Source organism: Paradesulfitobacterium aromaticivorans, from assembly GCF_054657415.1.
The window spans coordinates 1028243-1049989 of the sequence record NZ_BAAHYT010000011.1 but is presented as its reverse complement, the minus strand read 5'-3'; the positions used below and the strand labels follow the sequence as shown (position 1 = coordinate 1049989).

Below are 21747 nucleotides of genomic sequence, written 5' to 3'. Positions count from 1 at the left end.
CGTGCATTAGAGCGCGCGGTTAATTTTCGGCGTCTTTGTCCTGGCAGGGAATACGGAAACAGTTTAAAATAAGAAGATATCGTTGTTCGCCTCTGTCGTACGAGGGAACATAGTAGTATGATTCTAAAATGGATTAAATATTGGATATGAGGAGTGGATAATACGGTGCTCGCAGAAAATATTCGGGATAGGCAAGGGAAAGGAAAATTTATTGTACTGGAAGGGGTTGACGGTTCGGGTTTAAGTACGCAGGCCGACCGCCTCCATGCTTGGCTCGAACAGGAAACCGGCAGCAAAGTGCTGCTTACCAAAGAACCCAGTGCAGGACCGGTCGGAGTTCTGATCCGTCAGGCCTTATGCGGTCGAGTACAAGGTCTGAGAGCTGAAACTCTGGCTCTCCTGTTTGCTGCTGACCGGGTAGACCACCTCACTCACAGTATAATTCCGGCGTTAGAGGAAGGGCATCACGTAATTTGTGATCGTTATCTTCTTTCTTCTTTAGCCTATCAGGGACGGAGTCTCCCCCTTGAATGGCTTCAGCAAATTAACGCTGAAGCGATCGTGCCTGATCTAACCATTTTTATCAGGGTTGATCCTGAAATTACATTAAAGCGCATTGCGGACAAGCGGTTTCAGGTGGATTTATTTGAACGCGAGAGTATTCTGCAAGAAGTATTAAAGAATTATGGCTATCTTGTTCAGGAACTACAGGGGAAGGGGCAGAATATTCTTCAAATCGATGGCAATAGGTCACTGGAAATAGTTACCTCAGAGGTCTTGTCAAAAGTTCAACTAAACTTCAGATGGAGGTAAACTCCACCTGAAGCAAGTTTCCTTTATGATAGACAAGTGATATTTTCCTGATTATCCCCATCTATACCAGGAATGACATTAATGTGCTTTAGCCTGCCCAATATTGAACATATGTCCGAACATTTTTGGATATAGTAAACCTAAGGAGTATGTCTTATATATACCGCAACCGAATTTCCGACAATTTTCTTGTTCGGAAATGTGGAAGAAGTGCTCTTAGGGGGAAGGAGGTGCAGGGTTAGTACTTAATTCCGATTTGGCTTAATTGATTTAAATGGGAGGGGAATCATTAAATGTTGGGAAAAAACAAAAAACTAGTGTGGTCAATTCTGGTTGTAGTTTTATCACTGACAGTGATCCTTTCAGGCTGTGGTCAGCAGGCTCCACAGGGAACTCAAGGTACTGCTGGAGGTGGAGAATTCCGTTTTGGCATGGTCGCCGGTCCTTCATCGTTAGACCCTGCTTTCTTGGAAGAGAACAATGGGATAGAGATTGGCAAAGAGTTGTATGACGGGCTGGTGGCATACAATTTTGAGAGTTCCAAAGTTGAAGGCGCACTGGCCGAGAAATGGAATATTTCGACTGATAACCTGAAGTACACTTTCACTCTGCGCAAAGGAATCAAATTCCATGATGGCTCAGAGATAAAAGCTGATGATGTCCTGGCGAGTTGGAACCGCCTGGCAGCCAAAGACACTAAGGCTACCGTTTCGTTCCCACTCGAGCCTGTGTTAGGATATGAAGAAATGCAGGACGGGTCTGCGAAAGAACTTAAAGGTTTGAAGAAAATTGATGACTATACGGTGGAAGTTACGCTGAAGAAACCCCATGCTCCTTTCCTCCTGTCCCTCACGCACCCGGCTGCTTCTATTTATAAAGTTGCGGCAGCCTCTGCAGCCGGTGAAAATTTTGGGACTCCGTCTACCAAGCCCGAGCAATTGATCGGCGCCGGTCCTTTTAAGTTTGTGGAATGGAAAGCCGATCAAAATGTAACGCTTGCCAAGTTTAACGATTACTACGGTAACAAGGCGAATGTAGACAAAGTTACATACCGCATATTCAAAGATGAATCAACTGCACTGAACGAGTTCCGGGCCGGTAATCTCGAATTTGTCGATTCTCTCCCCCCGGGTCAGCGTCAGGCCTTGATTAAAGAATTCCCGGATCAAACTCCGCGGGTTGTCACTTTGACTACTCAATACGTTGGGTTTAATGTTGATAAGCCTCCGTTCAAAGACAATGTGAACTTGCGCAAAGCTATTTCCTATGCGATTGATCGTAAGGCGATCATTGACACTGTACTTGAAGGGATTTCCTCCGAAGCAGCCGGTCCGCTGCCCAAGAGCATGCCTGGCTTCAACAAAGATTTGAAATATCCGACTTATGACGTTGCCAAAGCCAAGGAATACTTGAAAGCTGCCGGATATCCGGACGGCAAAGGGCTGGCACCGATCGAGCTTAAGTATAATTTCAATCAATTGAATAAGACGACCATGGAAGCGGTGCAAGGTCAGCTCAAGCAGATCGGCATTGAAACTAAACTCATCAACCTAGAATGGGCTGCCTATATTAAAGACCTCCAATCCGGGAACAGCCAGATGTTCCGCTTGGCCTGGGGCGCTGACTATCCGGATCCGGACAACTTCCTTTATGCCTTGTACACCAAGGCTCAGGCAGGGCTTAATAATGACACCTTCTACAGCAACCCGGATGTTGAAAAATTGTTAGCTCAAGGGCGCGTAGAGACTGACCAAGTCAAGAGAAATGCAATTTACCAGCAAGCAGAACAAAAGATCGTTGATGACGCTCCGGCAGCCTGGCTTTTCAACACGACGTATATGCATTTGTTCAGCAAGAATGTTAAAGACCTCTATATCGACCCTCTTGACCAGAAGAACATGAGCCGGGTGAAATTAGTTAAATAATTAAGGAATGTATAGCTTACAACCTAAAGAGTTTAAGCAGCCCTGCGGGGCTGCCTAAACTCTTTTTAGCATGTTTATAGAATAATTTATTACGCCTCATAAACTGGACTAAGGTATTGAACATATCATTACTTCATTGCATCAAGCTAACAAAAAAATTTTATCACCTAAGTTAGCAGGTATTATATTCCTATGTTAGCAATAATTACGGATGCGTTAGTTTCTGTTTCCAAGTATAATTCTAAGAGGGACAACTTTAGAAAAGGAGGGGAATTTGTGACTAGGTACATTATTCGCCGCTTAATCCAACTCATACCTGTGCTTATTGGCATTTCAATTATTACGTTTCTAATGATGAGCCTTGTGCCCGGCGATCCTGTAACACTTATGCTTGGCCAGCATATTACACCGCAAGCTGCAGAAAATATACGCCAGGAATTAGGACTGGATCAGTCGCTGGTTATACGTTATCTCCATTATCTCGGCAATATTGTTCAAGGTGATTTTGGGAGGTCATATATTCAACATCAGGAAGTAGCACAGATGCTTAGAGACAAGATTCCGGTAACCTTCCAATTGACCTTGGTCGCGATAGTTATCGCGGTCATCTTTGGGGTATTGATCGGGATCTTGTCCTCAGTCAAACAGTACAGTTTTTGGGATACCTTTGCCACCTTTTTCGCAATGACTGGAGTTTCCATCCCGACCTTTTGGTTGGGGATGATGCTGCAACTGATTTTTGGTGTGGTTTTGCATATTTTGCCTGTAAGTGGCATCGGGGGCGGCGGATTCCAGTTGCAATACTATATTTTGCCCGGATTTGCGCTCGGGTTTTCTTCGATGGCCATGTATGTGCGCCTGACCCGCTCAAGTATGCTGGAAGTTATCCGCCAGGATTATATCCGAACCGCGCGCGCCAAGGGACTGTCAGGGCGAGTTGTTATTTTCAAACATGCCATGCGCAATGCGCTTATTCCGGTGGCTACTCAGGCGGGGATTGATTTTGCCGGGTTAATGGGGGGCGCGATTTTGACCGAAACCATCTTCTCTTTGCCGGGGATAGGGTCGATGCTCTATTTCTCCATCTCGCGCCGGGATTATCCGGTTGTGCAGGGTGTTACCCTGTTTATGGCTTTGGTTTTCGTTATTATTAATCTTTTGGTTGATATCTCGTACGCAGTGTTAGATCCGCGTATTCGTTACGACTGAGATAGGGGGGATAAGGGTGGCAATTACAGAAAATGAATTATACGTTACTTCTTCCCCAATGCGCGATATCTGGTTGCGCTTAAAACGCAATAAACTTGCTTTATTGGGGTTGTTTCTGGTCGTACTGTTATGTTCAATCGCAATCTTTGCCGGGGTAATTTCCCCGTATGATCCTACCGGCCAAGCCATGAAAGAATCTTTGCGCGCTCCCAGTGCGGGACACTTAATGGGTACGGATGTCCTAGGTCGGGACATCCTGAGCAGGGTTTTCCATGGTGCTAGAGCCTCCTTAATCGTGGGGGTGGTGGCGACCGGGATTTCCCTGGTGATCGGAGTGTTTGTCGGAGCGGTTACTGGTTATTATGGCGGCTGGGTTGATTCTTTGATCATGCGCATTACTGATATTTTCTTTGCTTTTCCGTTCTTTCTCTTGGCGATTGCGATTATGACGTTTTTAGGTCCAAGCTTTATTAACGTCTTCATCGCGCTCGGCTTAATTGGATGGACTAACTTCGCCCGTTTGGTCAGAGGGCAGGTATTAGCGGTCAAAGCCAGTGAGTATGTTGAGGCAGCGCGAGCTGTAGGAGCGAGCAATTCCCGTATCATCTGGAAACACGTTCTGCCTAATACTCTCGCTCCGATTATCGTGTATGCAACGATGAATATTGGGAATGCCATTTTATCGGAAGCAGGCCTGAGCTTTCTTGGCATTGGCGTGCAGCCGCCTAATCCCAGTTGGGGGCTCATGCTTTCCGAAGGAACAACTTATATCTGGAATGCTCCGTGGATGGTTATTTGGCCCGGGGTTGCAATCTTTTTGACCGTGCTCGGATTTAATCTTCTGGGTGACGGTCTGCGCGATGCCTTAGATCCGCGCTTGAAAGAATAGGGGGAAGAGAGATGAGTAATAATTTGCTTCAAGTTAAGGATCTCCGGACCCACTTTTACACGGAAGCAGGCGTGGTTAAGGCTGTAGACGGGGTTAACTTGGAAATTAACAGAGGGGAAACCTTAGGTGTTGTCGGAGAATCCGGTTCAGGGAAAAGTATTACTGCCATGTCGATTATGCGCTTAATTCCTATTCCGCCAGGGAAAATAGTGAGTGGGGAAATTCTGTTTGACGGCAAAGACTTGACCCGACGAACTGAGGGCGAAATGCGGAAAATTAGGGGCAATGATATTGCCATGATATTCCAGGATCCTATGACTTCGCTCAACCCTGTATTAACCGTGGGAGAGCAGATAATGGAGTCCATTATCCTGCACGAAAAAGTCGGACGAGCTGAGGCCAAGAAAAAAGCAGTTCATATGCTAAAAAAGGTGGGGATTCCGGAAGCGGAAAGCAGGGTCAACAACTACCCGCATCAGTTTAGCGGCGGGATGCGCCAGCGGGCTATGATCGCCATGGCTCTGTCTTGCAACCCGAAACTCCTGATCGCGGATGAGCCTACCACTGCACTTGACGTTACGATTCAGGCTCAGATACTGGAACTTATGAATAACTTAAAAAAAGATTTTGGCACCGCGATTATGATGATTACGCATGACTTGGGAGTGGTGGCTGAACTCTGTCAAAAAGTTTTGGTTATGTACGCTGGGAATACGGTGGAGTACACCGATGCCAAAACGTTGTTTGCCGAGCCCAAACACCCTTATACCTGGGGACTTTTAGGGTCATTGCCTAAATTAACGGACACAGAGAAGAAACGCCTTGAACCGATTCAAGGCCAGCCCCCGGATTTGAGGAATTTGCCGCAAGGGTGCAATTTCGCTCCCCGTTGCCGCCATCAACAGGAAAGGTGCCTTAAGGAAAAACCGGTGCTTAGGGAAATCGAGTCTGGCCACCAAGTGAGCTGTTTCCTTTATGATGACCAAGAGGGAGGTGTAGATCATGGGCACACAGGCGGAAGTTCTGCTCAAGGTTGAGAATTTGCGCAAATACTTTCCTATTCGCAAAGGGATCCTTGTCCAGCGCAAGGTCGGAGACGTCAAGGCGGTAGACGGAGTTTCTTTTGAAGTAAAGCAAGGAGAAACCTTGGGCTTAGTCGGAGAGAGCGGCTGCGGCAAGTCTACTACCGGACGCACTTTGCTCAGGCTGATGGAACCGACCGATGGTAAGATCTTTTTTGCAGGCAAAGAAATAAACAATTTACCGCCGTCTCAGATGCGTTCCATGCGCAGCCAGATGCAAATGATTTTCCAGGATCCCTACGCCTCATTGAACCCGCGCATGACGGTCGGGGATATCATCGGGGAGCCGCTCTTAATTCACGGTCTTACAGACAATGTAAAACGTGAACTAAAAGTGCGCAAACTACTTGACGTTGTAGGGCTAAGTCCATATCATGGAGCCCGTTATCCGCATGAATTCTCAGGTGGTCAGCGCCAGCGCATCGGAATTGCCCGGGCGCTCTCAGTTAACCCCAAACTTATCGTGTGTGATGAGCCTGTATCGGCTTTGGACGTCTCGATCCAAGCTCAGGTTGTTAACTTGCTTGAGGATCTGCAAGAAGAGTTTGGGCTGACATATTTGTTTATTGCCCATGATCTGTCCGTGGTCAAGCACATCAGTGACAGAGTGGCAGTTATGTATCTCGGTAAAATTGTGGAACTGGCAAACTATGACGAACTATATAAAAGCCCGCTCCATCCGTATACGATTGCTCTGTTGTCGGCAATTCCGGTTCCAGACCCAAGTGCCCACAAGGAGAGAATAATTCTTAAAGGGGATGTGCCCAGCCCGGTTAATCCTCCCTCCGGCTGCCGTTTCCATACGCGCTGCTCCCGCGCTCAGGAAGTGTGTAAGCAAGCTGATCCGGAGTTCCGGGATGCAGGGAACGGGCATCAGGTAGCTTGTCATTTTGCAGAGTAAAATTAAATGGGATTTGCGATACTCGCAAATCCCTACAAAACAACAAAAATGCTGCAAGTTTCTTGCAACATTTACACCGCTATATAATTGTGGTGCGCCCGGCAGGATTTGAACCTGCGACCTCCGGCCTCGGAAACCGTCACTCTATCCACTGAGCTACGAGCGCCTGTTTAGTAATAAAAAACTGCTATGTTAGTTTACTAAAATAGGTTTGGTTTGTCAAGAAACAAAATTTGTCTCACACACTTCTCTGCGTTATAATCAGAGGAAGAATTACCCGTATTTAACTTTGAATGAGGGATATTAGTGGGCTCGAAACAGATTTTGAAAAAGATTCCCTGGCATTTGCTGCAACATGTGCTCGGTGTCCTTATCGGAGCGGTTACAGTTGCTTTTAGCATCAATTCCTTGATCATTCCCAATCACATAGCCGACGGCGGAGTTACCGGGATTGCCATTATTTTACATTACATATTTACCTGGCCTGTTAGCTTGACCGTTTTTCTCTTGAATGTACCGCTTTTTCTTTTAGGTTTGAAGATGGTTGGACGCGAGTTTTTGCTATTAAGTGTGTTAGGAGTAGTTGCTGTTTCGGTGACCCTGGGATTTACGTCCCAAGTTCCTCCCCTTACCAGTGATTCCTTGCTGGCTGCTATTTTCGGAGGGGTCTTGACCGGTATCGGTATGGGTTTAATCTTTAGGGCGCGCGGATCTTTGGGAGGGACTGATATCCTTGCAGTATACTTAAGCCGGACGACCCCGTTCAGTGTTGGGCAAATTCTCCTTGGAATTGATGCTGTAATTTTTTTAGGGGCTGCGGTGATTTTCCGACCGGAAATGGCGATGTATGCTATGATCTATATGTTTATCGCCACTCAGGTGATCGATCTGGTGCAGGCGGGGATGAATCATTCAAAATCTGTGCTGGTGGTAACAGAGGCACCGCACAAGATTGCCCAGGACATCATGGCTAAGCTGGAACGGGGTGTCACTTTTTTTAACGCTGTCGGGGCTTATTCCGGAGATGCCAAACAGATTGTCTACTGCGTAATTAGACGGACTGAGTTGTCCCAGATCAAAGAGATTATTCATACTCATGATCCACAAGCCTTTGTCGCTATTTCTGAGGTTCCGGAAGTGGTGGGAGAAGGCTTCTCTTCGTGGCGGGGGCACTGACATCGTACATAAAGGCGAAGTATTAAGGTTCAGCTGAGGAATAGTAAAGATGAGAGGGGAATTGGTGTGAGCGCAGCGCGCCTGAGCAAAAACCGGGAAAATGGAAAGCAAAAAAAGCGGAGCAAGCCGAAAATCAAGCCCCGCTTTTATTTAATACTGGCAATAATTCTCATAGGGATTCTGACATCCCCTTTATTATGGCACCTGAGCAAGATAACGCGGGCCCAGTCTGATTTTGACTTTGATTCAGTGGCAACGGAGATTGCCTGGGTAGATCAGCATGCTCCAATTTTGAACAGGTGGGCTTCTTTTAGGGATGCTAAGTTGTGGTTAAGGCTTAATCAGGGTCCCCGGGAAGGGCTTAAACAAGAACTGGCACTTTATCAGGATGACCGTCATCGCTTATGGCTGTTCCAATTTCTTCTGCAAGAAGGAAACAATAAGGAAGCAGAAGGAGTGATGGCTGAGTTCTCCTCAGAAACAACAAAGGCTTTGGCGCAAGGCCTGATGGCATTGGCCATCAGGGATTTCCGTAATGCTCAGGGTCGGCTGCAACCACTCACAGGCTTAAGTGAGAAAGAGGAAACAAGAAGGCATTTAGCTCTGGCACAGGCACATCTGTCTTTACATGAGCCGGAGCAGGCAAAACTTGAGCTGAGGGCAGCCCTGAAGGCAGAACCTCAGAATCCTGCCGCCAGGATGTTGGAGTTTAACCTGTCTCTGGCTCAGGGGGAATGGACAAGAGCCCTTGAACTGAGTGCTGAACTTGATCATGATCTCAGCCCGACCCCTATTTATTTAGTGCAGAAAGGCCTTTTGCAATTGCGTCAGGGTACCCTGGATCAAGATATAATAACTAATTTAGGCTCTTTGCCCCAGGGAAAAAGCTATGCCAATTATCTTGAAGGAATTAAGAGGTTAAACCAGGGCAGGCTGAGCGAAGGGAAGACTTCGCTGGAACTGGCCTTAGCTCTGGGATTGCCTGGACAATTGCGTGCCGATGCCGAGAGCGCGCTCAAACAAACTAACGACCGCCTACGAGCTGAGGACACTCTGAAAGCGCTAGTTAGTGGCAACGGTATCTAGCACATGCCTGTAACGTACCTTAAGCGAGGAGCAATGCTATCTAGGGAATGTTACTTTCAGGCGGCCAGGTGCTGCTGGCTTGCTGCAGAAGTTCCCCAACCGGAACTAAAGAATACCCTCTGGCTTTCAGATTCTGGAGTACCCGTGGCAGAGCCTGGACAGTATCCGGTGCAGAATCGGAAGCATGGAAGAGAATAATGTCCCCGGCTTTAGCACCTCGGCCCGGACGTAAACCGTTTAAGACGTTATTGACTACGGCATCGGAACCTGGACGTTTCCAGTCAAGGGAATCAACACTCCACTGTATCACTTTGTACCCGAGCTTGTTCGAGACTTGGATCAGTTTGTTATCATAAGCCCCGTTAGGGGCACGCAGCAGGCCTACGCTTTTTCCGGAGAGTTTCTCCAAGACTGCTTGAGCTGAAGTGATTTCCTTTTCAATTTCAGACGGTCCTAAGGTGTTTAAGTCAATGTGACGGTTGCCATGTGATCCGATTTCGTGTCCGTCCGCGACCATGCGTTTAACCAAGTCTTCGTGTTTGCCCGCCCAGGGACTGGAAAGGAAAAAGGTAGCTTTAACTCCTTCGTGCTTAAGAATGTCCAGGATCGGTTCAGCAGTCTCCTCACCCCAGCTTATATCAAAACTTAGCCCGATGATGTTGGAGTTGACATTAGCTGAATAAATGGGCTTGAGTTTGGACGAGAAGACTGAGACAACGTTTTCCCGGTAGGCTAAGAGGACGAAAATCAGTATCCCCCATAAAATCAGGTTGCGCCACGAGGGACTCTTGAAGACGATAAAGCGCATAAAGACCCCTCCTCGCCTAAAACATATTAGGAATGTGGGAGAGTTATGCAAAAAATAAAAGCGTCTGGCACAGACGCTTTGTTTAACTTTTTTCGACCTTTTATGTTTTGCCTTACCAACGGTGAAAGTGTGAACCTAAAATAAATCGGTAAAGGTCGAATCTAAATAGGACTTTAAGGAAAAAGTGCAGGACAAGGAAGGCCATAATGACAAAGACTACCACTTTAATTATGGCAAACAGGACTAAAAATAACCAGGAAAAGATCCGACTCAAAATTAAGGCTGACAGGTAAAGTCCGAGCAAGAGCAGTACTACCTTTAGTGCGACTAGCCAATAGTTTGAAGATGAAGATGGCCGGTAAGTATTCATGATCCAACACCTCCTCATACTCAGCTTAACATAATTCGACTTTTCTGTCTAGGTTCCAAGCCTTATAGGTAAATTGCTCGTCTCGTGCCAAAAAAACGCGCCGTGCATATTATGAATACGACACGGAGGGGATAGTATGAACGAGCAAGTTTTGTCTATCTGGCGGAGTTTAATGGAACATGGAACCCGTTGTCTGGGTAAGGAATCCTATGTTGAAGCAGAAAGATATTTTTTACAGAGCGCTTCTTTAGCTGAAGAGCTGCATGTCCCGGAGATTCGGGCTTTTAACCTGCGCTTACTCGGAACAGTGAGGGTTAGGCTGGGAAAACTCGATTTGGCAGAATCGGGTTTTCACGAGGCTTTAGAAATCTGTGAGCAAGTGCAAAATTATAAGGGAATGTCCGAGGCTAAGGCGGGTTTAGCCAGTGTAGCCGTATTACGGGGAGCTTTGGAAGAAGCTAAAGATTGGTATGAGAGTTCTATTTCCGTTTATCCCACTTCATCCCCTCCATTGCGTTTAGGCATGCTGTATTTTGACCTCGGTCAGGTTTATGCAGCTGTTGAAAATTGGAATAAAGCTTATGAGGCTTATGACCAGGCAAGGGATCTGTGCCATCAGAATCAGTATCCCAAAGGAGAAGGGGAATTAAATGTCTTACTGGGGGAAGTATGCTACCGGCGAGGGGAAATGAAACTTGCCCAGTCATTTCTGCGGGAGGCTTGTTGTTTGTTCTTTAACATTAATGAGAATGAGGCTTTGGCTAATGCCTTTCAATACTTGGCATTTTTACATTATGATATGGGCGAAATGGAGCAGGCCCGTGGCTGTCAGCAACGGGCAGTAGTCTTTTGGCTGAGGCTTGGAATTGAGGAAGACATAAGTGAAAGCTGCCATTTTTTAAGCAAAATAGAGCAAAGTCTGGGTTATCAAGAAGAGTCGGAATACCACCTGGACGTCTCAATTAAGTTTTATAAAAAGGAAGATGTTGGGCTGGCTCTCCGTTTTCAAAGTTTAGCCGGATTGGCAGTTCTAAAAATGGATTTTACCCAGGCTGAAGCAATATTTTTGGACGCCCTGCGCATATTTGAATCTTTCGGGGATGATCTTAAGAGCGGGGAAATTTTTGAAGGCCTTGCTTACTTAGCGGAAATCCAGGGCAAAGAAAATGAAGCTTTAGAGTACCGCCGCCAGGCTTTAGCCAAACAGGAGGAAGCCTCCTCTCCAAATCTGGCGGCAATCTTAAGGCTGGGGGAATTTTATGAAAAACGGCGTAACTATTATGATGCCCTGAACTTCTATTGGCAGGCCTTAAAATCAGCTCATGAAGACGGAGCAGAAGAAGAAAAAATTGAACAGATGATCCAGCGAGTATCACGGAGGATTAGAAAGAAAAAGACTAATTGGTATTAAATTTAAACTTAAATTCTGCACAAAATATTCCGAAAATGGGTTTGAATTTTATAATCTTTCGGGTAAAATGAGGATAATCGAACAAGGACAGGATGGGGGAGAACAAGTTGGGACAGGTGAAAGACAAGACCTTGCGCAAAGTTGAGGATTTTTTTGCCCGCGAGACTACTATGCGCGGCAGCCCGGAGATTCAGGTAACGTTAGAGGATTTGCGGCGGGATACTAAGCTCTCCCTGGTGACAATATACAAGGCTTTAGATAACCTTATGGAAAAGGGAACTCTCACAATTGTGGATCAAGGGAGCCGGAGATCCCCCAAGATTTATCGTTATTTCACAGGACTTAGTGTTGAACCAAAGGTTCCGGAATCTTCAGATTTGGTCGGCTTAGCTAAAGCGCTCGAAGATATTGTCCACGAACTTGCAGTGAAGGAAAAAGTAATCGAAGCTTTGCGCGCAAAACTGGCAGTGTTCGAGGCCCAAGAAAGCCAGGTTTTATACCGTCTCCGTGTCTCAGATGATGTGGAAGTGATTGTACGTAAGAAAGCGCAATGATTGAGAAGGAAAGGCTGTGCACATAGTGGATGATCTCTTGCTGGAGTGTCTCGAAGATGTCTATCATTCTCTCGAAAGTGCTTTGCGCAAATTAGGGAACGTCCGCTCAATTCATGTAGCAGAAATGGAAAGGTTAGCAGAGGAACTCAGGAGTCAACGCCGGATTTTCGAGGAGATATCCGGCCCAGCCCGTTTAATCGTGGAGCACTTATTGGAATGTCAGCATAAAAATGCCTTGGTTTCCTTAGAGGCAGAGCAGATAAGCCAACCTTTTGCTACGGTAGGAAAAGTCAGTGTTTCTCCTTTTGGGATGATCAAGCTTAATCTGAGTGACTTGGAGCTGGTCTGGAGGGATGGGAATTATACTTATTATCTGTATCCCGATAAGACAGAATTAAGAACGCGCGATGAAAAATCAGGGATAAAATTGTTTTTCTCTTTGCCTTTTAGCAAACAATTATTTGAAGGATTTACGGAATTGCATGCAGCTAAGAATGTAGCTTATATTCACCCCCAACTGGAAAAATGGATGGACAAGAACTAGAGGACGGTGCAGCATGGCGAATTTAAACCAGGGCCTAATTCAAGTTTATACCGGTAACAGTAAAGGTAAGACCACCGCGGCTTTGGGACTGGCAGTAAGAGCGGCCGGGCATGGTTTTGGAGTATACATCATTCAGTTTATGAAAGGGCGCACAGATTACGGGGAATTAAGCGCAATTCAAAAGTTAGCTCCGGAGTGCCAGCTCGAACATTTTGGGCGTCAAGGCTGGGTTCGTAAAGGAAACCCGGCGGCGGAAGATATCGAAGAGGCAGGGCGGGCCTTGTCCAGGGCACGGGAAGTGATGTTGTCCGGAGATTTCGATATTGTGATTTGCGACGAGATTCTTAACGCTGTTTGGTTTGAATTGGTGCCGGAAGAAGATGTGCTCCAGCTTCTTGAAGCTAAGCCTCCTCAAGTTGAAATCGTTCTGACCGGACGTAACGCAACGGATAGAGTTAAGGCTAAGGCGGATTACGTCACGGAAATGGTGCAAATCAAGCATCCGTATGAGCAAGGGATTGATGCTCGCAAAGGGATAGAGTATTAAATACTATTTTGTTTCTAAAAGATCTTGCATTTATTCAATTCTGTGCTATAATTTATTAGTAAGGTTACGCGGACAAAGATGTCCATACTTCCTGTAGAGGGAAGTTATGGGCATTTTTTTATTTTCTAAGCAAAGGAAGGAGAATAAAAAATGGCTCTTACTAAAGATGATGTTCTAAGAGAGGCCCAGGAAAAAGGAGTAAAATTCATTCGACTTCAGTTTACCGATATTTTAGGGGTACTTAAAAACGTAGCGATTACGATCGATCAGCTGGAAAAGGCGCTTGACGGGGAACTGATGTTTGACGGTTCCTCGATTGAAGGATTTGTGCGCATTGAGGAATCTGACATGTATCTGCGTCCTGATCCCAACACTTTCGTGGTATTTCCGTGGCGACCTAAAGAGGGTGCGGTTGCCCGTCTCATTTGCGATGTTTATAAACCTGACGGCACTCCTTTTGAGGGAGATCCCCGTTATATTTTAAAACAGGTGCTGGCCGAAGCGACAGAGATGGGATATACCTTAAATGTCGGTCCGGAGTTGGAGTTTTTCCTTTTCCATACTGATGCTGAAGGCAGGCCAACCACAATTACGCATGACAAAGCCGGTTATTTTGATTTAACCCCGGTTGATTTAGGGGAAAACGCCCGCCGGGATATGGTGTTAGCTTTAGAATCACTTGGCTATGAAATAGAAGCCTCCCACCATGAAGTAGCCCCAGGACAACACGAGATCGATTTCAAGTATTCTGATGCCTTGGATAGTGCTGATAAAATTGCATCCTTCCGCTTTGTAATACGGACAATTGCCCAGCACCATGGCCTCCATGCCACTTTTATGCCAAAACCTATTTACGGCATCAATGGTTCTGGCATGCATACCAACCAGTCTTTGTTCAAAGACGGCAAGAACGCTTTCTATGCTCCGGATGGTCCGATGCAGCTTTCTCCTGAGGCTTATCATTACATTGCAGGGCTCCTGCAGCACGCCCGGTCTTTTGCGGCGATCACAAATCCGACGGTAAACTCGTACAAGCGTTTGGTTCCGGGATACGAAGCTCCTTGTTATATTGCCTGGTCCGGCCGCAACCGCAGTCCGTTGATCCGGATTCCGGCCAAACGCGGATCTTCAACGAGGATTGAACTGCGCAGCCCTGATCCTTCCTGCAACCCGTATCTTGCACTGGCCGTGCAGCTTAAAGCAGGTTTGGACGGTATTAAGAACAAACTCACTCCTCCTCCGGCAGTCGACCTTAATATTTTCGCCATGACAAACGAAGAAAGGAAATCTTACGGGGTCGATGCCCTGCCTGGAAGTCTGGATGAGGCTCTTGTTGAACTGGGCAGAGATGAGGTCATTAAAGGAGCTTTAGGAGACCATATTTATCATCGTTTTGTCGAAGCCAAAACGAAAGAATGTGATGGCTACCGCCTCGCCGTGCATCAGTGGGAACTTGATAATTATCTCGAGCGCTATTAAGAAGTAATGGATATTGGTATGAAAGGGCCCGCCTAGTCGGGCCTTTTTCAGTTCACGGTAAGTTTCCATTATTCTTTTTAGGCACGAAGATTGCGAATTTTACGGATTTTTCCTCTGGATTTTCTAATGAGTATATGTTAAGATCTAAATAGTTAGCGTAAGAAATCACTTTCACATAGAGGAGGATTAACAAATGTTGGCCGTAAGAAAGGACTCAGATTTTCCGTTTCGCCGCAATCGACTTTTTGAAGTAGGGGACCGGGTTATCACCAATAACTGCCGCTTGGGTACAATCATCCGCGTTGAAAGGGATGAATGGGGCGAGTATTTTGTTATAAGTCTGGACATTTTGCCCGGAGAATTTGCCTACGATGCTGCAGATTTGGAGAAAGCATAGGGTTCTAGCGATTGATTCTACCTGATTTGAACTCGTAATTCGGGAGTAGATTTCCCTTTGCAAATGGACACCCTGGAATGTTAATTCCTAGAGGTGTTTCTTTTTTTGTTTTAAGGTTGGATGTGGACAGAATATGTGATGTCTCATCTCCTAGGAGAGGGCATATACTTAATTATACCCTATACCCTAGACCTGACAAAAAAGAGAGGAAGGAGGGCTATCATGGAAGTTATCCAGTGGCTTAAAGACTATCGTGAAAGTGAGGCTGGCCTTGCCTGGCACGGTACGTTTGCGGATTACTTGCCGATGGTCCTGAAGAATCCCCGCCTGGCCATGCACGCTCATGCGCGCATTTATGAAATGATACTTGATGCCGGAGTGGCAACACGAGGAGGGACGAAAAAGTATCAGTTCTTCAGCCAGGAACTTTTTGGCTTGGATAAAACTCTGGAACGTCTGGTGGAGGAGTATTTTCACTCCGCTGCCAAGCGCCTCGATGTGCGCAAGAGAATCCTGCTCTTGATGGGCCCGGTGAGTGGAGGGAAATCTACCATTGTCAGTATGCTTAAACGGGGATTGGAACAATTCGCCAAAACTGATGATGGGGCAGTCTACGCTATTGACGGATGCCCCATGCATGAAGACCCACTGCATTTGTTGCCAACGGCCTTACGGGAGCGATTCGACCAGGAGTACGGTATTAAGATCGAGGGCAATCTTTGCCCAGTATGCCGTTTGCGCTTGGCCGAGGAGTTTCAAGGTGAAGCAGAACTCGTTCCTGTTAAACGAATAGTGTTCTCAGAGGAAAACCGGATCGGAATTGGAACATTTACTCCATCTGATCCCAAATCTCAAGATATAGCAGATCTGACAGGAAGTATCGACTTTTCTACAATTACAGAGTACGGCTCAGAATCTGACCCGCGGGCTTACCGCTTTGACGGGGAATTAAACAAAGCCAACCGCGGTTTAATGGAATTCCAGGAGATGCTCAAATGTGATGAAAAATTTCTATGGAATCTCTTAAGCCTGTCGCAAGAAGGCAATTTTAAAGCAGGGCGCTTTGCCTTGATTTCAGCTGACGAACTCGTAGTGGCCCACACGAATGAAAGTGAATACAGGGCATTTATAGCGAACAAGAAAAATGAAGCTCTCCAGTCCCGTATTATCGTACTTCCTATTCCGTATAATCTCAAGGTGAGTGAGGAAGTTAAGATTTACGATAAGTTGATCAAACAGAGTGATATGCAAAAAGTCCACCTCGCACCACACTCCCTTTGGACAGCAGCTGTCTTTAGCATCCTTTCGCGCTTAAAAGTATCCAAGAAGCAAGGGATGGATCTTGTTAAGAAAATGCGTCTGTATGATGGGGAAGATGTTGAAGGGTTTAATCAAAAAGATGTTAAAGATTTGATGGTTGAGGGCGAGGAGCAGGGAGAAGGTATGAACGGCGTTGACCCCCGTTATGTCATCAACCGGATTTCCACAGCTTTAATCAGGGATGAGCAGTCCTGTATTAATGCCTTGGATATTCTGCGTGCTATTAAGGACGGATTGTCACAGCATACTTCAATTACTAAGGAAGAAAGGGAAAACTTTATTAATCTCATCGCTCAGGCCCGGCGTGAATATGATGAAGTTGCCAAGAAAGAAGTTCAGAAAGCTTTCGTCTATGCCTATGAGGAATCAGCCAAATCCCTCTTAAATAATTACCTTGATAACATCGAGGCCTATTGCAATTCGAACAAATTGGTTGATCCGTTAACGGGCGAAGAGCTTGACCCGGATGAGCTGTTAATGCGCAGTATTGAGGAACAGATAGGAGTCTCCGAAAATGCGAAGAAGGCTTTCCGGGAAGAAATCTTAATCAGAATATCCATGTTTGCCCGCAAGGGGAAAGCATTTCAATATTCTTCCCACGACCGCCTTAAGGAAGCAATCGAAAAGAAACTGTTCGCTGATCTCAAGGATATTGTAAAGATAACGACTTCTATAAGTCATCCCGACAAAGAACAGTTGCGGCGCATTAATGATGTAACTGACCGGCTTATCCAACAGCATGGATATTGTCCGGTATGTGCCAATGAAATTGTCAAGTATGTCGGATCTCTCCTCAATCGTTAAGCTGGAGGGAAACCTATGAGTGATGATGTGATTGTCAACCGTGAAGATTGGAGCCTTCACCGCAAAGGGTATCTTGACCAGAACAGGCACCGGCAGAAAGTGGACGAGGCGATTAAGCAGCAACTGGGGGACCTGATTGCTGATGAAAGTATCATCTTAAGTGACGGCAAAAAATCCATGAGGATTCCCATGCGTTCTCTGGAGGAATATAGGTTCCGCTTTGATTACAATAAGAAAAACCACACCGGCCAGGGCGGTAAAAAAATGGCTCCGGGTGATGTAATCGGGCGAGAAGCGGCTAAAGGGAAAGGGCAGGGCAGTGGTGCCGGGGAGGAACCGGGCGCTGATGTGTATGAAGTTGATGTGACGTATGAGGACTTAGCGGCAGTATTATTTGAGGAACTGAGGCTGCCCAACCTCGATGACAAAAAACGCCCGTTAATTTCCCATGATAAGCCTGAGTTTAACGATGTGCGCAAAAAAGGGCTCATGGCTAACATCGACAAGAAACGGACCCTGATCGAAAGCATTAAGAGAAAAGCCAGGGCTCAGGATGAAGACAATGATCTGCACATTACTCCGGAGGACCTGCGCTTTAAGACTTGGGAGACCAGACCCAATTTTGAGACCAATGCCGTCATCTTTGCTATGATGGATACCTCGGGTTCCATGGGCCAATTTGAGAAATATATAGCGCGCACCTACTTTTTCTGGATGGTAAGGTTTTTGCGCACCAAATATGAAAATGTCGAAATGCGCTTCCTAGCCCACCACACTGAGGCCAAGGAAGTCACAGAAGAAGAGTTCTTTACCCGGGGAGAAAGCGGAGGCACCCGCTGCTCATCCGTGTATCAGCTTGCGCTTGAGATTATCGAAAAGGACTATCCGCCTCAGCATTACAACATTTATCCAGTGCATTTCACAGATGGGGACAATATCGGTTCAGACAGTGCCAGGGCCTTAGCTTTAATGTCACATTTAGTTGAAATGAGCCAAGTTGTGGGGTATGGGGAGATTTTACGCACGCATTATTCCAGCACCCTCATGTCCACTCTGAAACGGATTACAGATCCTAAACTGCGCTTAGTGACAATTCGGGACCGCAGTGAGGTATACGCGGCGCTGAAGGCGGTTTTTTCCTGAGGGGGAAATTATGGACTATGAAATTAAAGAGTTAAACAAAATAGCCGGTGAAATCGAAACCGTAGCCAGAAACCTGGGGCTGGATTTCTATCCCGTGCATCTTGAGGTCTGTCCAGCTGAAGCAATTTACACGTTCGGGGCGTATGGCATGCCGGTGCGCTTTACGCATTGGAGTTTCGGCAAGGCGTTTTACCGCTTAAAAACCCAGTACGATTTGAACTTGAGCCGGATTTACGAACTTGTGATCAATTCAGACCCTTCCTATGCCTTTTTGCTGGAAGGTAATGACTTGACGCAAAACAAGCTTGTAATCGGGCACGTGTACGCCCATGTGGACTTTTTCAAAAACAACAGGTATTTCTCCCGCACTCCCAGAGATATGATCGAGCGTATGGCCGCCCACTCGCAGCAGATTCGGGAATATGAGCTCAAGTTCGGACTCGAAAAGATAGAGCAAACCCTTGATGCGGTCTTGGCAATTCAGGAGCATGTAGACCCACGCGACCATATAGGCGGGACGCGCTCCGAGAGAAAGCGAAAGAAGGGAGTTCAAGCGAAGAAAATAAGGGTGTCTGCCCCTTACGAAGATTTGCTAGACCTGGACTTGCCCCAGGAGATGGAACACAAACCGGAGAAACCTGAACATGAGGACGTGCTGCTTTATCTTATTCGCTACGCCCCCGGGCTGGAAGAATGGCAAAGAGATATTATCAGCATGGTGCGTGAGGAGTTTCTCTATTTCTATCCTCAGATCGAGACTAAAATTATTAATGAAGGGTGGGCGACTTTCTGGCACAGCCGCATCATGCGCGAATTAGATTTGGCGGAAGGTGAAGTCATAGATTTTGCGCTTATGCACAGTCAAGTCGTACAGCCCTCGCGCGGCGGGCTTAATCCATATTATTTGGGAGTTAAGATATGGGAGTCATTAGGGGAAAGATTTGATACTTCCTACCTGTTCGAACTACGGGAGTCGGAAAACGATGTCTCGTTTATCCGCAACCATCTAACCCGTGATCTGGTGGAAAAGCTCAACCTTTTTAACTTCCGCAAAGTAGGGGCACAATGGCAAGTAACAGATACCAACTGGGAAAAAGTCCGGGATAATCTCGTGCAAAGCCTTGTACACGGAGGGAACCCGACAATTGTTGCAGTTGAAAGAGATTACGAGGAGAAAGGGGAGCTTTTGCTCAGGCATCGGCATGAAGGTTTAGACCTCGATATCGTTTATCTCGAGAAAACATTGAGTTTAGTGCAATACCTCTGGGGGAAATCTGCGCACCTTGAAACGATTCTGGACGGAAAAAAAGTTATTTTTGATTGCCAGCACGGGTCTGTGAGCAGAAGGTACCCAGCTAAGGATGGGGAATAAACCTCACAGGCAGCGATTAGAGGGGCGAGTAATCGCCCCTGCTTATTTGTTCCAGCCTGTTTTCTTTGACTGTATGCTTTATTTCCACATTGCTAAGATTAGGTTTGGCAACACAATCCTGGTATGGTAAAATCACTATGATAATCGTACACAAAGAGGAGGTTCATTTTGGAAGGAATTATTGCCCAGTTGGGCCAGTTTGTGGTTAACCTTATCTCTTCCTTCGGATATTTTGGGGTCTTTATAGCGATGGCTATCGAGAGCGCCGCCATTCCCCTCCCCAGTGAAATTATCCTTCCGTTCACTGGTTATATGGTTTTTCACGGGGATTTTCAGTTAGGGCCTGCAACTGTTGCTGCTACTTTGGGCAACCTATTTGGCGGGATGATAGCTTATTATGTCGGGGTGTGGGGCGGCAGGCCCTTTGTGCAGAAATATGGTCGCTATTTCTTTATTAATCAAAAAGAACTGGCCATGACTGAGCGTTTGTTTGCCAAGCATGGGGAGATCACAGTTTTTATCGGGCGCTTATTGCCCGTGGTGCGAACTTTCATTTCCCTGCCCGCCGGGATTGCCAAAATGAATCCCTGGAAAATGGCTTTTTACACGGTGCTCGGTGCTTTGCCTTGGTGTCTGTTTTTAATTGTCGTGGGACAAAAGATGGGTGAGAACTGGAATTCTCTTAAGCCTTTGTTCCACAGGTTTGATCTCCTGATTGGAGTGGTAATAGTGGCCGGGATACTGTTATTGATCTGGAAACACCGCAGGCGCTAGCCCTTACCCTTTAAGAGTTGATTACTTAAGATTGGATGCGGAAGGCAGGCAGGGGCATGCACACACTCGAAATTTATGTAACCCATATAGTGGAGAATTACGGCTATTACGGACTGTTTTTCCTGCTATCTCTGGGTATGATCGGGATTCCAGTTCCGGATGAGTTTCTGATGACTTTCAGCGGGTTTCAGACTTCCCTGGGGCATATGCACTATGGCAAGACTATTGTGATAGCCGCTTGCGGCAGTTTTCTGGGAATGAATCTAAGTTACTGGATAGGGCGTAAGCTGGGCATACCGTTCTTACATAAAGTGGCCCCTTTTCTCCATTTAAATGAAAAAAGGATCGCCCGTGCTGAACATTGGTTTCAGCGTTTTGGCGACCGTCTTATAGTAATCGGTTACTTTTTCCCCGGCTTTCGGCACTTTACGGCGTATTTTTCCGGGATGAGCGAATTAGCTTATCATCGCTATGCAATCTTAGCAGGTCTGGGGGCACTCCTATGGTCTGTCACTTTTATCACCCTCGGTCGCATGCTGGGCGAGCACTGGCGGCAAATCACCTTTATCCTGCACCGCTATTTGACCAAGGGCGGTATTATTATGGCGTTAGTGGTGGCAGTGATTTATGTATATAGTGTCAAGCGGGGCAAAGCGAGCATAGAGTAAGGCTCAAAGAGAAAATGGACGCCTTTTTAAGTACGGTGCCGTTGGCACTGAGGGCAAAGGCCGAAAATCCGTAACCAATGTTCCTGAATCTGGTAGCCGCTCTGGGATTCAAGCTTAGCCAGGGCAGTGGAGACAGGGCAGTTCGAGAGTTCCTCTGTCTTGCCGCAATGTGAGCACACCAATTGATGTGCATGAGAGTCTTGTTCCCGGTAGAGGCGGAACCTTTCTCCTCCGCTCCCAAATTCCTCTCTTGCTAATAAGTCTAAAGAAGATAAGAGATCCAGAACTCGGTATATAGAAGTAATCCCAATGTGAATATCCTGTTGTTCGAGGATGTGGTGAATATCATAAGCTCCGAGGTAGGTAATATTCGTACATAAAACGTTTACTACGGATTTGCGGGCTGTTGTAAGCCGATACCCGCTTTTTTGTATACCTTGGGTTACTTCTTCATAAGTCATGCTGAAGCTCCTTC

Annotated in this window: 22 protein-coding genes and 1 tRNA gene; 19 read left to right on the top strand and 4 right to left on the bottom strand. The window is 46.4% G+C overall.

All coding sequences use genetic code 11. The features are described from left to right. Positions 1 to 165: 165 nt before the first annotated feature. The 6 genes from tmk to ACYQ2N_RS21825 all read left to right on the top strand — a co-directional run bounded on the left by tmk (position 166) and on the right by ACYQ2N_RS21825 (position 6819). Positions 166 to 813 (top strand): dTMP kinase, encoded by a 648-nt coding sequence (gene tmk / locus ACYQ2N_RS21850; protein WP_460001549.1) that lies wholly within the window; start codon positions 166 to 168, stop codon positions 811 to 813. A 293-nt stretch (positions 814 to 1106) separates the two neighbouring features. Further along, positions 1107 to 2738: an ABC transporter substrate-binding protein gene (locus ACYQ2N_RS21845; protein WP_460001548.1), complete on the top strand. Its 1632-nt coding sequence runs from the start codon at positions 1107 to 1109 to the stop codon at positions 2736 to 2738. A gap of 276 nt (positions 2739 to 3014) precedes the next feature. Next, complete coding sequence (locus ACYQ2N_RS21840; protein ID WP_460001547.1) at positions 3015 to 3947, top strand: ABC transporter permease; 933 nt, start codon at positions 3015 to 3017, stop codon at positions 3945 to 3947. Positions 3948 to 3963: 16 nt separating this feature from the next. Further along, positions 3964 to 4836, top strand: a complete 873-nt coding sequence (nikC, locus tag ACYQ2N_RS21835; protein ID WP_460001546.1) for a nickel transporter permease — start codon at positions 3964 to 3966, stop codon at positions 4834 to 4836. An 11-nt stretch (positions 4837 to 4847) separates the two neighbouring features. Then, complete coding sequence (locus ACYQ2N_RS21830; RefSeq protein ID WP_460001545.1) at positions 4848 to 5873, top strand: ABC transporter ATP-binding protein; 1026 nt, start codon at positions 4848 to 4850, stop codon at positions 5871 to 5873. After that, positions 5839 to 6819: an ABC transporter ATP-binding protein gene (locus ACYQ2N_RS21825; protein WP_460001544.1), complete on the top strand. Its 981-nt coding sequence runs from the start codon at positions 5839 to 5841 to the stop codon at positions 6817 to 6819. Before ACYQ2N_RS21830 ends, ACYQ2N_RS21825 begins: the two co-directional genes overlap by 35 nt. A gap of 90 nt (positions 6820 to 6909) precedes the next feature. On the opposite strand, the gene ACYQ2N_RS21820 is transcribed toward ACYQ2N_RS21825, so the two are convergent. Then, positions 6910 to 6985 (bottom strand) — tRNA-Arg (locus tag ACYQ2N_RS21820). 155 nt (positions 6986 to 7140) lie between these two features. On the opposite strand from ACYQ2N_RS21820, the gene ACYQ2N_RS21815 reads away from it, so the two are divergent. Then, on the top strand, positions 7141 to 7995 hold the full coding sequence (locus ACYQ2N_RS21815; protein WP_460001775.1) for a YitT family protein: 855 nt from the start codon (positions 7141 to 7143) through the stop codon (positions 7993 to 7995). Positions 7996 to 8061: 66 nt separating this feature from the next. Then, positions 8062 to 9081 carry a hypothetical protein gene (locus ACYQ2N_RS21810; protein ID WP_460001543.1) on the top strand — a complete coding sequence of 340 codons (1020 nt, stop codon included), beginning with the start codon at positions 8062 to 8064 and terminating at the stop codon, positions 9079 to 9081. A gap of 40 nt (positions 9082 to 9121) precedes the next feature. Here ACYQ2N_RS21810 and ACYQ2N_RS21805 read toward each other — a convergent pair whose 3' ends face one another. Both ACYQ2N_RS21805 and ACYQ2N_RS21800 read right to left on the bottom strand, forming a co-directional pair. Further along, positions 9122 to 9889: a polysaccharide deacetylase family protein gene (locus ACYQ2N_RS21805; RefSeq protein WP_460001542.1), complete on the bottom strand. Its 768-nt coding sequence runs from the start codon at positions 9887 to 9889 to the stop codon at positions 9122 to 9124. Positions 9890 to 10001: 112 nt separating this feature from the next. Beyond that, a complete protein-coding gene (locus tag ACYQ2N_RS21800; protein WP_460001541.1) occupies positions 10002 to 10259 on the bottom strand; it encodes a hypothetical protein in 258 nt (85 codons plus the stop codon). Between the two features lie 136 nt (positions 10260 to 10395). On the opposite strand from ACYQ2N_RS21800, the gene ACYQ2N_RS21795 reads away from it, so the two are divergent. The 11 genes from ACYQ2N_RS21795 (at position 10396) to ACYQ2N_RS21745 (ending at position 21272) form a co-directional block, all read left to right on the top strand. After that, positions 10396 to 11670, top strand: coding sequence for a tetratricopeptide repeat protein (locus ACYQ2N_RS21795; protein ID WP_460001540.1), 1275 nt, complete (start codon positions 10396 to 10398; stop codon positions 11668 to 11670). A gap of 107 nt (positions 11671 to 11777) precedes the next feature. Then, the gene (locus ACYQ2N_RS21790) at positions 11778 to 12224 is read left to right on the top strand and encodes a hypothetical protein (protein ID WP_460001539.1); all 447 of its coding nucleotides are present in this window, start codon (positions 11778 to 11780) and stop codon (positions 12222 to 12224) included. A 16-nt stretch (positions 12225 to 12240) separates the two neighbouring features. Beyond that, positions 12241 to 12768, top strand: a complete 528-nt coding sequence (locus ACYQ2N_RS21785) for a hypothetical protein (protein ID WP_460001537.1) — start codon at positions 12241 to 12243, stop codon at positions 12766 to 12768. Positions 12769 to 12781: 13 nt separating this feature from the next. Next, positions 12782 to 13315, top strand: coding sequence for a cob(I)yrinic acid a,c-diamide adenosyltransferase (gene cobO / locus ACYQ2N_RS21780; RefSeq protein WP_460001536.1), 534 nt, complete (start codon positions 12782 to 12784; stop codon positions 13313 to 13315). Between the two features lie 150 nt (positions 13316 to 13465). Then, positions 13466 to 14794 carry a type I glutamate--ammonia ligase gene (glnA, locus tag ACYQ2N_RS21775; RefSeq protein ID WP_460001535.1) on the top strand — a complete coding sequence of 443 codons (1329 nt, stop codon included), beginning with the start codon at positions 13466 to 13468 and terminating at the stop codon, positions 14792 to 14794. Between the two features lie 193 nt (positions 14795 to 14987). Further along, complete coding sequence (locus ACYQ2N_RS21770; protein ID WP_460001534.1) at positions 14988 to 15191, top strand: hypothetical protein; 204 nt, start codon at positions 14988 to 14990, stop codon at positions 15189 to 15191. 222 nt (positions 15192 to 15413) lie between these two features. Continuing rightward, on the top strand, positions 15414 to 17315 hold the full coding sequence (locus ACYQ2N_RS21765) for a PrkA family serine protein kinase (RefSeq protein ID WP_460001533.1): 1902 nt from the start codon (positions 15414 to 15416) through the stop codon (positions 17313 to 17315). A gap of 15 nt (positions 17316 to 17330) precedes the next feature. Beyond that, positions 17331 to 18458, top strand: a complete 1128-nt coding sequence (gene yhbH, locus ACYQ2N_RS21760) for a sporulation protein YhbH (RefSeq protein ID WP_460001532.1) — start codon at positions 17331 to 17333, stop codon at positions 18456 to 18458. Between the two features lie 10 nt (positions 18459 to 18468). After that, on the top strand, positions 18469 to 19830 hold the full coding sequence (locus ACYQ2N_RS21755; protein WP_460001531.1) for a SpoVR family protein: 1362 nt from the start codon (positions 18469 to 18471) through the stop codon (positions 19828 to 19830). A gap of 168 nt (positions 19831 to 19998) precedes the next feature. Beyond that, complete coding sequence (locus ACYQ2N_RS21750) at positions 19999 to 20604, top strand: DedA family protein (RefSeq protein ID WP_460001530.1); 606 nt, start codon at positions 19999 to 20001, stop codon at positions 20602 to 20604. A 56-nt stretch (positions 20605 to 20660) separates the two neighbouring features. Beyond that, the gene (locus ACYQ2N_RS21745) at positions 20661 to 21272 is read left to right on the top strand and encodes a DedA family protein (protein ID WP_460001529.1); all 612 of its coding nucleotides are present in this window, start codon (positions 20661 to 20663) and stop codon (positions 21270 to 21272) included. Positions 21273 to 21298: 26 nt separating this feature from the next. Here the strand turns inward: ACYQ2N_RS21745 and ACYQ2N_RS21740 are convergent, their stop codons facing one another. Further along, entirely contained in the window at positions 21299 to 21733 is a 435-nt protein-coding gene (locus ACYQ2N_RS21740) for a Fur family transcriptional regulator (RefSeq protein WP_460001528.1), read from the bottom strand. Positions 21734 to 21747: the final 14 nt, after the last annotated feature.